The 14,750-nt window shown below is 67.8% G+C and carries 14 protein-coding genes; 7 read left to right on the top strand and 7 right to left on the bottom strand.

What is annotated here, in order from left to right; all coding sequences use genetic code 11:
- The first annotated feature begins 17 nt into the window (after positions 1 to 17).
- Positions 18 to 341 (top strand): DUF1840 domain-containing protein, encoded by a 324-nt coding sequence (locus KU887_RS15490; protein WP_006489103.1) that lies wholly within the window; start codon positions 18 to 20, stop codon positions 339 to 341.
- A 307-nt stretch (positions 342 to 648) separates the two neighbouring features.
- On the opposite strand, the gene KU887_RS15485 is transcribed toward KU887_RS15490, so the two are convergent.
- From KU887_RS15485 to KU887_RS15460, 6 genes are all read right to left on the bottom strand, one after another.
- A complete protein-coding gene (locus KU887_RS15485; RefSeq protein WP_258250471.1) occupies positions 649 to 1,236 on the bottom strand; it encodes a hypothetical protein in 588 nt (195 codons plus the stop codon).
- A 179-nt stretch (positions 1,237 to 1,415) separates the two neighbouring features.
- A complete protein-coding gene (gene metH / locus KU887_RS15480) occupies positions 1,416 to 4,133 on the bottom strand; it encodes a methionine synthase (protein ID WP_006495430.1) in 2,718 nt (905 codons plus the stop codon).
- Positions 4,134 to 4,176: 43 nt separating this feature from the next.
- Positions 4,177 to 5,244 carry a homocysteine S-methyltransferase family protein gene (locus KU887_RS15475; RefSeq protein WP_059721698.1) on the bottom strand — a complete coding sequence of 356 codons (1,068 nt, stop codon included), beginning with the start codon at positions 5,242 to 5,244 and terminating at the stop codon, positions 4,177 to 4,179.
- A 202-nt stretch (positions 5,245 to 5,446) separates the two neighbouring features.
- Complete coding sequence (locus tag KU887_RS15470) at positions 5,447 to 5,704, bottom strand: DUF3567 domain-containing protein (protein ID WP_006477667.1); 258 nt, start codon at positions 5,702 to 5,704, stop codon at positions 5,447 to 5,449.
- 258 nt (positions 5,705 to 5,962) lie between these two features.
- Positions 5,963 to 7,222: a DUF3108 domain-containing protein gene (locus KU887_RS15465; protein WP_059721697.1), complete on the bottom strand. Its 1,260-nt coding sequence runs from the start codon at positions 7,220 to 7,222 to the stop codon at positions 5,963 to 5,965.
- A gap of 115 nt (positions 7,223 to 7,337) precedes the next feature.
- A complete protein-coding gene (locus KU887_RS15460; protein WP_006490900.1) occupies positions 7,338 to 8,204 on the bottom strand; it encodes an IclR family transcriptional regulator in 867 nt (288 codons plus the stop codon).
- A gap of 128 nt (positions 8,205 to 8,332) precedes the next feature.
- On the opposite strand from KU887_RS15460, the gene KU887_RS15455 reads away from it, so the two are divergent.
- From KU887_RS15455 to rfaE2, 6 genes are all read left to right on the top strand, one after another.
- Complete coding sequence (locus tag KU887_RS15455) at positions 8,333 to 9,325, top strand: fumarylacetoacetate hydrolase family protein (protein ID WP_006490901.1); 993 nt, start codon at positions 8,333 to 8,335, stop codon at positions 9,323 to 9,325.
- A gap of 132 nt (positions 9,326 to 9,457) precedes the next feature.
- Entirely contained in the window at positions 9,458 to 10,285 is an 828-nt protein-coding gene (locus tag KU887_RS15450) for an enoyl-CoA hydratase/isomerase family protein (protein ID WP_034201315.1), read from the top strand.
- Positions 10,286 to 10,366: 81 nt separating this feature from the next.
- A complete protein-coding gene (locus KU887_RS15445; protein ID WP_258250470.1) occupies positions 10,367 to 11,110 on the top strand; it encodes a PhaM family polyhydroxyalkanoate granule multifunctional regulatory protein in 744 nt (247 codons plus the stop codon).
- Positions 11,111 to 11,134: 24 nt separating this feature from the next.
- Positions 11,135 to 12,361, top strand: coding sequence for a patatin-like phospholipase family protein (locus KU887_RS15440; RefSeq protein WP_006482098.1), 1,227 nt, complete (start codon positions 11,135 to 11,137; stop codon positions 12,359 to 12,361).
- A 465-nt stretch (positions 12,362 to 12,826) separates the two neighbouring features.
- Positions 12,827 to 13,705, top strand: a complete 879-nt coding sequence (locus KU887_RS15435) for a diiron oxygenase (protein ID WP_011353352.1) — start codon at positions 12,827 to 12,829, stop codon at positions 13,703 to 13,705.
- A gap of 161 nt (positions 13,706 to 13,866) precedes the next feature.
- On the top strand, positions 13,867 to 14,352 hold the full coding sequence (gene rfaE2, locus KU887_RS15430; protein ID WP_006497810.1) for a D-glycero-beta-D-manno-heptose 1-phosphate adenylyltransferase: 486 nt from the start codon (positions 13,867 to 13,869) through the stop codon (positions 14,350 to 14,352).
- A gap of 16 nt (positions 14,353 to 14,368) precedes the next feature.
- Here rfaE2 and KU887_RS15425 read toward each other — a convergent pair whose 3' ends face one another.
- Positions 14,369 to 14,611, bottom strand: coding sequence for a hypothetical protein (locus tag KU887_RS15425; protein WP_006482093.1), 243 nt, complete (start codon positions 14,609 to 14,611; stop codon positions 14,369 to 14,371).
- Between the last annotated feature and the right edge of the window lie 139 nt (positions 14,612 to 14,750).

Genomic DNA, 14,750 nt, shown 5'->3' with positions numbered 1-14,750 from the left:
ATGAAAAGGGAATTGTCATGATTACGTTCAAGAGCAAGGCGGCACAGGATCTCGACGTGCTGAAGGATTTCGCCGTGTATGTGCTGGGTCTCGTCGGCAAGCAGCTGGGCGAGCGCGGTGTGATTACGCACGACGAACTGGACCACGCGATCGCCAAGCTGGAAGGCGCGGTCGCGCAGGCGAAGCAGGAACGCGCCGAGCACGCCGGCCATTTCCATGAGGACGAAGCCGACCACGCGCACCACGAAGTGCCGCCGAGCCTGGCCCAGCGCGTCGCGCCGTTCCTGACGATGCTGCGCGAAGCGAAGGCCGGCCAGGCCGACGTCCACTGGGGCTTCTGAGCTTCCCTTGCTTGGCGGATCGAAAGGTTCGCCAGACAGGAAAAAGCCCGCTTTCGAGCGGGCTTTTTCTTTTGTCTGATGAAAGTTGCGCTCAGCGGAAGGCGGGCGCGAAATCGGGGCGGCAGCGTGGCACTTGCCTTGACCGAAAGATGAAATTCCTTATAATTCAACGCAAGACTATGTGAAAGCGGGTGCGAAAACATAGCGCCGCCCGGACAACCGGGTCCCACCTGGAGTGGGTATTTCGTCGAAAGACGGAAAGAGAATCCTGCATGCGACGGCTGCCGAAAGGCGGCCGTTGGTTTTTCTACGCCCGGATCTTGCGGCCTTCCAGGCTCGCGCGCAGCAACGTGCGCAACGCGACTTTCCGGGCTTCCCGCTGGCGCCGGTTCAGGCCGCCGTCCAGCATGTAGGCCGACTGTACGCGCAGGATGAGCCGGCGTTTCCTGATCCGGTCCTTCGACACCTCGAAGAACACGGCATACACGCGTTGCGTGCCGTCCGATGCGACCGCCTCCACCGTGACGAAATTGGGTTGCCGTTCATCCGCGACGACGATCCGGCGCGTCGCCAGCCCCACGATCACGCCGCGCAACAGCTCCCGTGACGCGCGATACCGGTCCGCGCAAAGCACGCGTGTCTCGCGGCTGTCGTCGTAGATCTCGCCGTCCGGAATGGTGTCGCGGCTGCGTCCGTCCCATTTGAAGCTGCGTGTGAAGCAGTGACACGAGAACAGGACAAGAACCGTCACATCGAAGCCGGTTTCCAGATCGCAGGTGAAGGTCAATGGACGCAGATGGTCCAGATCCCAGCGCTCGCCGCGGTAAATCGTCGGCGGGAACGGGCTTGCGCTGTCCGCTGGCGTTTCGGTGATCCGGATCTCGAAGGTCGACATGGCGGGAATGATTTAGAGAGAAGGGCGCGTCATGTCGCCCACGCGCGTTGGCCCGAAAGCTCGGCGTTACAGCGGCTTCGATCTTGATTATTGAGATTAGGTATCCTGATGAATTGAGCTGTTGTGCGACGCGCCCCTGGATCGGGGCGCGTGGCGATGGAAACGGTAGGTCGACGCGGTTACAGTTGCGGCGCGAGCGCGCGACGTGCGTCGTCGAGCGACAGCGCCATGCGCCGCGCATAGTCCTCGAGCTGATCCTGCCCGATTTTGCCGACCGAGAAGTAGCGGCTGTCCGGATGCGCGAGATAGAAACCCGACACGCTCGCCGCCGGCAGCATCGCCAGCGAGTCGGTCACGCTCATGCCGATCTCGTCCGCGTGCAGCACGTCGAACATGTCGCGCTTCACGAGGTGGTCCGGGCAGGCCGGGTAGCCGGGCGCCGGGCGGATGCCCGCGTACTTCTCGGCGATCAGCGCGTCGTTGTCGAGCGTCTCGCCGCTCGCATAGCCCCACAGCTCGCGCCGCACGCGCGCGTGCATCGCTTCGGCGAACGCTTCGGCGAAACGGTCGGCGAGCGCCTTCAGCATGATCGCGCTGTAGTCGTCATGGTCGGCTTCGAACTGCTTTTCCTTCGCGTCGACGCCGAGGCCGGCCGTCACCGCGAACATCCCGATGTAGTCGGCCACACCCGATTCCTTCGGCGCGATGAAATCGGCGAGCGAGCGGTTCGGCCGCATCACGCCGTCGACCACCGGGCGCACGCTCTGCTGGCGCAGGTTGCGCCACGTGAGCAGCACCTCGGAGCGCGACTCGTCGCTGTAGATCTCGATGTCGTCGTCATTGACGGTGTTCGCCGGCAGCAGCGCGATCACGCCGTTCGCGGTCAGCCAGCGGCCCTGGATCAGGCGCGCGAGCATCGACTTGGCGTCGGAGAACACGCGCCGCGCCGATTCGCCGACGATCTCGTCGTTCAGGATCGCCGGGTACGGGCCCGCGAGATCCCAGGTCTGGAAGAACGGACCCCAGTCGATGTAGTTCGCGAGCTCGTTCAGGTCGTAGTTCCTGAACACGCGGCGGCCGATGAACTTCGGCTTGACCGGCTGGTAGCCGGCCCAGTCGATCTTGGTCTTGTTCGCGCGCGCGTCGGCGAGCGTGACCATCGGCTGCTGCTTGCGGTTCGCGTGCTGGTCGCGGATGCGTTCGTAGTCGGACTTCAGCTCGTCGAGATACTTCGCCGCGCCTTCGTCGGACAGCAGGTTCGACGCGACCGACACCGAGCGCGACGCATCCGGCACGTAGACGACCGGGCCTTCGTAGTGCGGCGCGATCTTCACCGCCGTGTGCACGCGCGACGTCGTGGCGCCGCCGATCAGCAGCGGAATCTTCTTCACGCGGAAGTAGTCGTCGCGCTGCATTTCGGACGCGACGTACGCCATTTCCTCGAGGCTCGGCGTGATGAGGCCCGACAGCCCGATGATGTCCGCGCCTTCGACCTTCGCCTTCGCCAGGATCTCGTTGCACGGGACCATCACGCCCATGTTGACCACTTCGAAGTTGTTGCACTGGAGCACGACCGACACGATGTTCTTGCCGATGTCGTGCACGTCGCCCTTCACGGTCGCGATGACGATCTTGCCCTTCGCGCGCACGTCGCCGCCCGCTTCCGCGAGCAGCCGCTTTTCTTCCTCGATGAACGGGATCAGGTGCGCGACCGCCTGCTTCATCACGCGCGCCGACTTCACGACCTGCGGCAGGAACATCTTGCCCTGGCCGAACAGGTCGCCGACGATGTTCATCCCGTCCATCAGCGGGCCTTCGATCACGTTGATCGGACGGCCGCCGGCCGCGGCGATCTTCGCGCGCACTTCTTCGGTATCCTCGACGATGAAGGTCGTGATGCCGTGCACCAGCGCGTGCGAGAGCCGCTTCTCGACCGGCTGGTTGCGCCACTCGAGGTTCTCTTCCTTCTTCGCGCCGCCCACCTTGAACTTGTCGGCGATCTCGAGCAGGCGATCGGTCGAATCCGCGCGGCGGTTCAGGATCACGTCCTCGACGCGCTCGCGCAGCTCCGCGTCGAGATCGGCGTACACGCCGAGCTGGCCCGCGTTCACGATGCCCATGTCCATCCCGGCCTGGATCGCGTGATACAGGAACACGGTGTGGATCGCCTCGCGCACCGGGTCGTTGCCGCGGAACGAGAACGACACGTTCGACACGCCGCCGCTCACCTTCGCATGCGGCAGGTTCTGCTTGATCCAGCGGGTCGCCTCGATGAAGTCGACCGCGTAGTTGTTGTGCTCCTCGATGCCCGTCGCGACCGCGAAGATGTTCGGGTCGAAGATGATGTCTTCCGGCGGGAAGCCGACTTCGTTCACGAGGAAGTCGTACGAGCGCTTGCAGATCTCGGTCTTGCGCGCGTAGGTATCGGCCTGGCCGGTCTCGTCGAACGCCATCACGACCGCGGCCGCGCCGTAGCGGCGGATCAGGTTCGCGTGGTGGCGGAACGCGTCCTCGCCTTCCTTCAGCGAGATCGAGTTCACGATCGCCTTGCCCTGCACGCACTTGAGGCCGGCTTCGATCACGTCCCACTTCGACGAGTCGATCATGATCGGCACGCGCGCGATGTCCGGCTCCGACGCGATCAGGTTCAGGAAGCGCACCATCGCCGCCTTCGAATCGAGCATCGCCTCGTCCATGTTGACGTCGATCACCTGCGCGCCGTTCTCGACCTGCTGGCGCGCGACGGCGAGCGCCTCGTCGAACTGGCCGTTGAGGATCATCCGTGCGAACGCCTTCGAGCCGGTGACGTTGGTGCGTTCACCGACGTTGATGAAGAGCGTCCCGGGCGTGACGTTGAACGGCTCGAGGCCGGCAAGGCGCATCATGTGATCGGTCATGGCGGTGCGAATTCTTTTGAGGAAGGACGTGGGGCGGGTCGGGTCAGGCGTTGTCGCTGTACTGGTTCGGCCAGCGGCGCGGCTTCACGCCGGCGAGCGCCTTCGCGATCTCGGCGATGTGCTCGGGCGTCGTGCCGCAGCAGCCGCCCGCGAGGTTCACGAGCCCGGCCTGCGCGAACTCCTTCAGCAGGCCCGACGTGACATCGGGGGTTTCGTCGAAACCGGTGTCGCTCATCGGGTTCGGCAGGCCCGCGTTCGGGTAGCACGACACGTAGGTGTCGCACAGCTTCGCGAGCTCGGCGATGTACGGGCGCATCAGCGCCGCGCCGAGCGCGCAGTTCAGGCCGAACGTGAGCGGCTTCGCGTGGCGCAGCGAATTCCAGAACGCCTCGACGGTCTGGCCCGACAGGATCCGGCCCGACGCATCGGTGACGGTGCCCGAGATCATGATCGGCAGGCGCTCGCCGGTGTCCTCGAACAGCTCGTCGAGCGCGAACAGCGCGGCCTTGGCGTTCAGCGTGTCGAAGATCGTCTCGACGAGGAACAGGTCGACGCCGCCGTCGAGCAGCGCCTTCGCCTGCTGGTAGTACGCCGTGCGCAGCTCGTCGAACGTGACGTTGCGGGCGCCCGGATCGTTGACGTCCGGCGAGATGCTGGCCGTCTTCGGCGTCGGTCCGATCGCGCCGGCGACGAAGCGCGGCTTGTCCGGCGTCGCGTATTTCGCGGCCGATTCGCGCGCGAGCTTCGCCGATGCGACGTTCATCTCGACGACGAGATCTTCCATCCCGTAGTCGGCCTGCGCGACGGTCGTCGCGCCGAACGTGTTGGTTTCGACGATGTCGGCGCCGGCCGCGAAGTACTGATCGTGGATCTCGCGGATGATCTGCGGCTGCGTGAGCGACAGCAGCTCGTTGTTGCCCTTGATGTCGCGCGGGAAATCCTTGAAGCGCTCGCCGCGATACGCGGCTTCGTCGAGCTTGTAGCGCTGGATCATCGTGCCCATCGCGCCGTCGAGGATCAGGATGCGCGATTTCAGCAGCGCGGGCAGGGCGGCGCCGCGCGTGTAGCGCGCGTCGAGCGGGGCGGAAGCGGCGAGGGGAGTCGCAGACATGGGCGGAAGACCGGCGAAGACGGAAAACCGTCATTGTAGCCGGTGCGTCAAGCGGTCGCCGACCCTCGCCGCGCCGGCCGGACGGCCCGTCAAATGAAAGCCCCCGCAGGCGAACCGGACGGGGGCAGGATCGGAGTGCACGCGGCGCCGCGTCGATGCGCGGCGAATGGCCCGGCCGCGTGACGCGCCGGGCCGCGAGTCGTCAGTGCAGCACGACGGGCATCATCATCAGGCTGTCGAATTGTCCGAGGAATTCGTCGACTTCGTCGAGCGACGGTTCATCCTCGATCAGCTGCTTCACGTGCGCGCGGAATCGTTCGGCAAGTTCGCCGTCGATGAAGATTTCGCGCTGCGCGTTCTTGTCGACGATTTCGTATCCGCCGGCATTCATCAGGTGATGGCCGGCCTGCGGCGCAAATTCGACGACGCAGTAGTTGGGGCTGTTGTAGATCATTTGCATGGCGGCACTCCTCTTCGCAGTGGCATCTGGCCTTGTTGTCCCCTAGGTGGGGCGAGCCTTGCCGGTTTCAAGGGGCTTGCGCTGCACACCCCGTTCTCCCGTTTGCGTGGGGTGTATCGGTTAGAAGCCGATGTCTATCAAACGTTTCTTATTGTGAGCCGGTGGACTGAAATAGTTGTTAAAGAGTGTCATCGGCCATTTTCGGGAAATCTGTAATCGGTCGAAATTGCCGATTCGTGCGCGTTCATGTGCGTGCGTTCACTGTGTGACAGTCGATGACGCCGGTGGTTGCACGGCGGCGGGCGGCGTGGAGGGCGCGGGTTCCGCGGGCGGCACGGCCGATGCATCGGGCGCCGGAGCGACGGCGGGCGCGTTCGTTGCGCCGCTGGGCGCGGCGTCGGCAGGCACGTTCGGTGCGGCGAGCCGGCCGTGCCACAGCAGTTCGATCTGCGCCCCGTTCGGCTCGCTCTGCACGAGCCGCGCGGGCAGCCAGCCGAGCGACGGCGCGAGCCACATGTCGATGCGGCGCGTGTCGCCGTCGCGGCGCGGCAGGCGCATGAAGTGCCGCGCCGCGACGATGCCGGCCTGCGTCTGCACCTGTTCGTCGCCGATCACGGTGATCGGCCAGGTCTCGCCGCTGTTGTTGTCGATCACGAAGAACTGCTGCGTGACGCCCGGCTTGTAGGCGGCGGGATTGCCGCGCACGAGCCCCGACAACTGCATCAGCATGCTGAAGCGGTCCTGCACGCCGTCCGGCAGCGGCGCGTTGTTCGGCGTGCGCGTGAATACGACCTGCCGGATCTCGCGGTTGAAGATCGCGATGTCTTCCGGCCGCTTGCCGCGCTTCTCGACGTAACGATCGGGTGCGACGCCGAAGGCGTCGATGCGGCCTTCGCTGCGATAGGTGAACGGGCCGACGAACGGCACCGGCATCGACACCGACAAGTCGTAGGTATGCCCGTCGGTGCGCCAGTGGATCGTGCCGATCATGTTCTGCATGCCGTTGTAGAACGTGTCGTACTGCAGGTCGCCGGACGGCGGCGCCGCGAACTTCACGCCGCTCGTCGCGGGGCCCGGTGTCGCGGCGCTGGCGCCCGCGGCCGATGCGGCGTGCGCGCCCGAAGCCCCCGGTGTGCCGCTCGCCGCGGACGCGGCGGCAGCCGGCGGTTCGCCGTGCTCGGCGGTCTGCGTCGACGTGAGGACCGGCTCGTGCGACGGCGCGGGTTTCGGCGGGGCCACCTTCGGTGCGGCGGCCTTGGGCGCCGCCGATTCGGCCGGACGTTCGACCGGTTTCGGCGCCGGCGGGGCCGGCTGACGCTCGATCGGTTGCGGTTTCAGCAGCTCGATCTGCACCGGGATCTCCGTGGCCGGCGGCGGCGTGAACGATTCGCGGTTGCGCATCAGCCAGAACCCGGCGAGCGCATGCAGCACCAGCACGGCGACGAGCGCGACGCCCACGCGCAGCCAGCGGCGGGGCAGGGCGTGACGCGGGCGAAGATCGGCAGGCTGCATGGGCATCGGAACAGGGTCGGGGGCGCTGGCGTGACGTCGGGCGCGCGGCGCGCGCCACAGGAATCGGACCGTCGGATGGGCCGCGCGTTCGCGATGCGTGACGTGGCGTGAACCGGATGCGTCAGGCGTCGCGTGCGTCGGGACTATAGCCGAGTTCGTAAGACAGTTTCTGCGCGCAGGCGCGCAGCGCGGTGTCGATCTCGCCGCCCCATGCGATGTCGAACGAGCCTTCCTGGCCGAGCGCGACGATCGCGAGCGCGAGTTCGCCGACCGCGTCGAACACCGGCATGCAGAACGCATGGATCGTCGGCAGCAGCATCCCTTCGACGCGCGCGGCCTGGTGCTGGCGCACGTCGGCGAGCACCGTCTCGACTTCGTCGAGGGTGCGCGGGCCGCCGTGGTGTGGCGAGCGGCGCGTATCGGCGAGTTCGCGCTCCAGCATCGCGGCGGTCTTGCTGCGCGGCAGGTATGCGGCGAACAGCAAGCCCGTCGCGGAGCCGAGCAGCGGCATCACGTCGCCGAGTTTCAGCGACGCCTTCGCCGGATGGCTCGATTCCATCCAGTGCACGATCGTCGGCCCCTGGTTGCCCCACACCGCGATGCCGACCGTCTGGTCGAGGCGGTCGCGGAATTCGGTGAGCGCGATCCGCGCGAGCTTCACGCCGTCGACGCGCGCGAGCCGCGCGAGCCCCATTTGCAGCGCGAAGCCGCCCAGCTCGTAGCGGCCCGAGACCGGGTCCTGCGACACGACGCCGAGCCGCGAGAAGCTGACCAGATAGCGATGCGCCTTCGCCGGGCTCATGCCCGCGCGCTGCGCGAGATCGCGCAGCATCATCGCGCGCGGCTCGCTCGTCAGCACGTCGAGCAGGCGGAAGCCGACCTCGATCGACTGGATGCCGGAGCGGACCTTCTCGCCGGGTTCGCCGGAGGCGGCGTCGTCGGTATCGGAGTCGGCGAGATCGTCGTCGGGAAGCAGGCTGGCGGGCATGGGCAGCGGGTGCGCGAAAATGCGACAGGAAACGGGGCGAAAACGGCGTGCGCGATCGTGGCGCGCCGCAGGGATTCACCATCGTAAAATAGATTCCCTCCATCGTCACTACAACGGCAGATCCCCCTATGAAACTTGCTTCGCTGAAGGACGGCACGCGCGACGGCCAGCTGATCGTCGTGTCGCGCGACCTGCACACCGCGGCGATTGCCGATGCGATCGCGCCGACGCTGCAGCGCGTCCTCGACGACTGGGCGTTCTACGCGCCGCAACTGCGCGACCTGTACGACGCGCTGAACCACGGCCGCGCGCGCAACGCGTTCGCGTTCGACCCGGCCAACTGCATGGCGCCGCTGCCGCGCGCGTTCCAGTGGGCCGACGGCTCCGCGTACGTGAATCACGTCGAGCTCGTGCGCCGTGCGCGCGGCGCGGAGATGCCGCCCGAGTTCTGGACCGATCCGCTGATGTACCAGGGCGGCAGCGACGATTTCCTGGGCGCGCGCGACGACGTCGTGTGCCCGTCCGAGGAATGGGGCATCGATTTCGAGGCGGAAGTCGCGGTGATCACCGGCGACGTGCCGATGAGCGCGTCGCCCGACGACGCGCTGAAGGCCGTGCGGCTCGTCACGCTCGTGAACGACGTGTCGCTGCGCAACCTGATTCCGGCCGAACTCGCGAAGGGTTTCGGCTTCTTCCAGAGCAAGCCGGCCACCGCGTTCGCGCCGGTCGCCGTCACGCCCGACGAGCTCGGCGACGCGTGGCGCGAAGGCCGCGTGCACCGCCCGATGATCGTCCACTGGAACGGCAAGAAGGTCGGCCAGCCCGACGCGGGCACCGACATGGTGTTCCACTTCGGCCAGTTGATCGCGCACGCGGCGAAGACGCGCAACCTGCGTGCCGGCTCGATCGTCGGCTCCGGTACGGTCTCGAACAAGGACGCGAAGCGCGGCTACTGCTGCATCGCCGAGAAGCGCTGCCTCGAGACGATCGAGCACGGCGCGCCGCAGACCGAATTCATGCGCTACGGCGACACCGTGCGCATCGAGATGTTCGACGCGGCCGGCAAGTCGATCTTCGGCGCGATCGAGCAGTCGGTCGCGCCGCCCGACGGCGCGGCGTAAGCGGCGCGGGGCAAGCAACGCAGCGGCGAAACCCGGCTTCGGCCCGCGCGCCGGGTTTCGCCCGATGTTTGACCGCGCGGGCTTGGCTACACTCGATTCAGGCGTTCGAGCGCCTCGCACAAGGAGCAGCAGATGGCCGATCTTGCCGCGTACGGCGGTTACGAAGCACTGAAGGTGACGCGCCGCGACCATGGCGTGCTCGACATCGTGATGAGCGGCGAGGGCGCGAACCGCAGCGGCCTCGCGACCGCGAACGCGCGCATGCATCGCGAGCTCGCCGACATCTGGCGCGACGTCGATCGCGATCCCGACACGCGCGTCGCGGTGATCCGCGGCGAAGGCAAGGGCTTTTCGGCGGGCGGCGATCTCGCGCTCGTCGAGGACATGGCGAACGATTTCGACGTGCGCGCCCGCGTGTGGCGCGAGGCGCGCGACCTCGTCTACAACGTGATCAATTGCAGCAAGCCGATCGTGTCGGCGATGCATGGCCCGGCCGTCGGCGCGGGGCTCGTCGCCGGGCTGCTCGCCGACATCTCGATCGCCGCGAAGGATGCGCGCATCATCGACGGCCACACGCGGCTCGGCGTCGCGGCCGGCGATCACGCGGCGATCGTGTGGCCGCTCTTGTGCGGGATGGCGAAGGCGAAGTACTACCTGATGCTGTGCGAGCCCGTGAGCGGCGAGGAGGCCGAGCGGATCGGCCTGGTGTCGCTCGCGGTCGAGCCGGCCGACCTGCTGCCGAAGGCATACGAAGTGGCCGAGCGGCTCGCGCACGGTTCGCAGTCGGCGATCCGCTGGACCAAGTACGCGCTGAACAACTGGCTGCGCACGGCCGGCCCGACCTTCGATACGTCGCTCGCGCTCGAATTCATGGGTTTTTCGGGGCCCGACGTGCGGGAGGGCATCCGTTCGCTGCGCGAGCGGCGCCCGCCCGCGTTCCCCGGCGAGGCGCCGTTCTGACGTGCGCGCTATGATCGAATCACGCGCGGCTGCGCGACGCACGGCGGCCGCCTCGCTCCCCCAGTCAACCAGGATGCCCGTATGACGACCGATGCCTCCGGCGCCAACCCTTTCGCCGGCTTTGCCGGGTTCCAGCCCGCCGACATGATGGACCGGATGTGGGACATGATCCGGATGTCGCCGTTCGGCGGGATGGCGCCGTTTCCGGGCGCCGCGCACGGGCTGCCGCCGTCGCTGTCGAGCATGTCCGACATGATGTCGCCGCTCACGAACGTCGAGGAGCTCGACAAGCGGATCACCGATCTGCGCGCGGTCGAGCAATGGCTGAAGCTCAATCTCGGGATGCTGCAGTCCGCGATCCAGGCGCTCGAGGTGCAGCGCGCGACGCTCGCGACGCTGCGTGCGTTCGGCGCGTTCGCGCAAAGCTCGATGTCGGCGGCCGAGGAAGCGGCCGTGGCCGCCGCCCAGGCCGCGAAGCCCGCGTCGGCGGGCGAGCCCGCGCCCGATGCCGCGGCGTCCGCGGGGGATGCGCCGGCGGGCGACCCCGCGCAGCAGCCGTTCGATCCGGCCGGCTGGTGGAACCTGCTGCAGACGCAATTCAATCAGCTCGCGAGCCTCGCGATGGCGCAGCCGGGCATGCAGCCTGCCGCGCCGGGCGCCGCGCCGCCGGACGCCGCCGCGCCGGAGCCGGCCGCGAAGCCGGCCGGGGTCGCTGCCGCGCCGCGCAAGCCCGCCGCGAAGCGCGCGAAGCCGTCCGGTTCGGCCGCGGCGCGCGCGGCGGCCGCTTCGTCGCCCGAAACGCGTCCGCCGAAGCGCTCGACGTGATGCGGCGCAGGTAGCAGGTCGATCATGCGACTCGCGCTCGTTCTGATGGGAGGCGGCGCGCGCGCCGCATACCAGGTCGGCGTGCTGAAGGCGCTGGCCGAGATCGCGCGCGAGGCCGATCCGCAGCGGCACACGCTGCCGTTCGCGATCGTGTGCGGCTCGTCGGCCGGCGCGATCAACGCGACGTCGATCGCGAGCCACGCGGACGACTTTTCCCATGGCGTGCGCCGCCTGCTCGAATTCTGGGAGCCGCTGCGCGCCGATTACGTGTATCGCACCGACTGGCTCGGCATCGCGGCCGCCGGCGCGCGCTGGCTCGCGACGATGACGTTCGGCTGGGCGGCGCGCCGCTCGCCGCGCGGGCTGCTCGACAACACGCCGCTCGCGCACCTGCTGCAGCGCGAGCTGAGCTTCCACCGGATCGAGCAGATGCTCGAGGCGCGCCTGCTGCACGCGCTCGCGATCACCGCGCTCAGCTATTCGAGCGGCCGGCACCTCACCTTCTACCAGGCCGCCCAGCCGATCCAGGCGTGGCGGCGCGCGCAGCGCACCGCGCGGCTCGTCGACCTGTCGGCGTCGCACCTGCTCGCGTCGTCGGCCATTCCGTTCGTGTTCCCTGCGGTGCCGCTCGTGCTCGACGGGCAGATCGAGTACTTCGGCGACGGCTCGATCCGGCAGATCGCGCCGCTGTCGCCGGCGATCCACTTCGGCGCGGACCGGATCGTCGTCATCGGCGCGGCCGATCCGCGGCCCGAGATTCCGGCCGCGAACGGCGCGGGACGGGCCCGTGGTTATCCGACGCTCGCGCAGATCGGTCAGCAGGTGCTCGCGAGCGTGTTCCTCGACTCGATCGGCTCGGACATCGAACGGATCGAGCACATCAACCGGATGATCGAGCATCTGCCGCACCAGGTCGAGGTCGACAGCGGCTGGCGGCACGTCGACGTGCTCGCGATCGCGCCGTCCGAGCGCATCGAGCTGATCGCCGCGAAACACCTGAAGCAGATGCCGGCGACGATGCGCGGGCTGCTCGGTGCGATCGGCGGCAGCCAGCCGGCCGGCGCGTCGTTCGCGAGCTATCTGCTGTTCGAGGAAGCCTTCACGCGCGAGCTGATCGAACTCGGCTACCGCGACGGCCGGGCGCAGCGCGAGACGCTCGCCGGCTGGATCGCGCAGGCCGACGGCAGCAGTGCGCCGGCGGCCGGCACGCCGCCGGAAGACGGTCTCGCGACCGGCGAAATACGGGTCTGACACGCGCAGGCGCAATGTAAGGTTGCGTTTTCGCGACGGTCGGCCGCGACCGATCGCCGCACCGTGGCTGGCGGCACGCGACGGGGCGAGCGTCTCGGAACCGTCATGCACGCGTGCTATCATGGCCGCCGCCGTATACACCATATCGAGCAGCCCGCCGATCCGGCATCCGCACGGGACCTTTCGGGGACCCGCCTGGGGCAGGGGACGGGCGCGCCACCGAGCCGGCCAGCGCCGGCCCCCACTCAGGCAAGCGCGGCCGGCTCCGTCCGAACGGAGCGGGGTTGCGGCATGCCCAACGGCGGCAACGCGGCCGCCAGGCAGCCGGACGAGGAATCAGCGTCCGGCGGGCCGGTTTCCCGCGTAAAATTAGAGTCTTGGCTGCAAAAAGCGCGCGTGGCGTGCTTGCGCGGCAACAGTCACGTTTAGAGAAGTCGCATTGCGCAGAACAGGGGTGGGACCATCATGAACACCATGCTTTATCCGGAACTTTACAGGTCGCTCGAAGCTGTCCGTTGGGACATGGAGAAGGACATTCCGTGGGACAAGTTCGACGCTTCGCTGCTCACCGACGAGCAGGCGAAGACGATCAAGATGAACGCGATCACCGAATGGTCGGCGCTGCCCGCGACGGAAATGTTCCTGCGCGACAACCAGCACGACAGCGACTTTTCCGCGTTCATGAGCGTGTGGTTCTTCGAGGAGCAGAAGCATTCGCTGGTGCTGATGGAATATCTGCGCCGCTTCAAGCCCGAGATGGTGCCGACCGAAGAGGAACTGCACGCGGTGCGCTTCCAGTTCGATCCGGCGCCGCCGCTCGAGACGCTGATGTTGCACTTCTGCGGCGAGATCCGCCTGAACCACTGGTACCGCTGCGCGGCCGACTGGCACACCGAGCCCGTCATCAAGCAGATCTACGAAACGATTTCGCGCGACGAAGCGCGTCATGGCGGCGCGTACCTGCGCTACATGAAGAAGGCGTTGAACAACTGCGGCGACGTCGCCCGTGCCGCATTCGCGAAGATCGGCGTGCTGATGGCGTCGGCGCGCCGCACCGAAAAACCGCTGCACCCGACCAACCTGCACGTGAACCAGGCGCTGTTCCCGCGCGACACCGTGCAGTCGCGTCTGCCGGATCCGGAATGGCTCGAGCGCTGGCTCGACGAGCAGATCCGGTTCGACGGCGAGTGGGAGAAGAAGGTCGTCGAGCGGATCCTGCACAACCTGTCGATCCTGTTCGAGCGCACGTTCGCGACCGCGCAGGAGCTGAACCGCTATCGCAAGGAAGTCACCGGCCGCCTGCAGGCAGAAAGCGGCCCGTCGTCGGCCGCGCAGCCGGCCTGAGGCCGGCAGGGGCCGCCGTCGGCGCGAGTCGCACCCGATTCGCGCCCGGCGCGCGGCACCGTGTTGCGTTCATCGCATGAAGCCCGCCCGGCCGGTCCGGCGGGCTTTTTATCGGGTGCCGCCGTCGCGCGAGCCGTTGTCCATTCCGTCCGCTCTTCATCATGTCCGCCACTTTCGAACGCAAGCTGATCACCCGTGATGCCCTCGTCGCGCTGCGCGCGTCGCTGCCGTCGCCCGTCGTGTTCACCAACGGCGTATTCGACATCCTGCACCGTGGCCACGTCACGTATCTCGCCGATGCGAAAGCGCTCGGCGCCTGTCTGATCGTCGGCGTGAACAGCGATGCGTCGGTGCGCATGCTCGGCAAGGGCGACGACCGGCCGATCAACCGCGAAGAGGATCGCGCGGCATTGCTGGCAGCGCTGGAAAGCGTCGACTGGGTCGTGACGTTCGCGGAAAAGACGCCGGTGTCGCTGATCGAGGCCGTCCGTCCGGACATCCTCGTGAAGGGCGGCGATTACGACATGGATGCGCTGCCGGAATCGGCGCTCGTGCGCGGCTGGGGCGGCCGTGCGCTGGCGATCCCGTTCGAGCACGATCGCTCGACCACCGCGTTGCTGAAGAAGGTGCGCGCGCAACAGCCCTGAGCGCGACGCGGCGTCGTCACGGGGCGGACGCCGCGAGCGGTGCGGTCGTGACGGCTGGCGCCGCGATCGGGCCGCCGACGACGGGCTGATCGGTCGCCCGCAGGAGCGGCGTCACATGCAGCGCGTCGGGCCGTACCTGCCGCGACAGCACGCCGGGTTCGCGCGGGCCGGCCGCCGGCAGCGGCCCGAACACGCCGCGCGCCACCACGAACGCGAGCATGTTGGCGAGAAAGAGAACAGCGATCAGCCAGCGCAGCATCGTCGAAACTCCTTGTCGTCATTGACGTGGTTCACGTCGTTCAGTCGAGCCGGCCGCAGGGCCGGCTTTTTTCATGGCTTCCGTGGATCGTCCGTGCGGGCCGCTGGCGCGGCACCGCGCGGATGGCATCGTCGGCGTG

The organism is Burkholderia sp. EMB26, assembly GCF_024730645.1.
GTDB lineage: Bacteria > Pseudomonadota > Gammaproteobacteria > Burkholderiales > Burkholderiaceae > Burkholderia > Burkholderia cenocepacia.
This window is presented reverse-complemented; position numbering and strand designations above follow the sequence as displayed.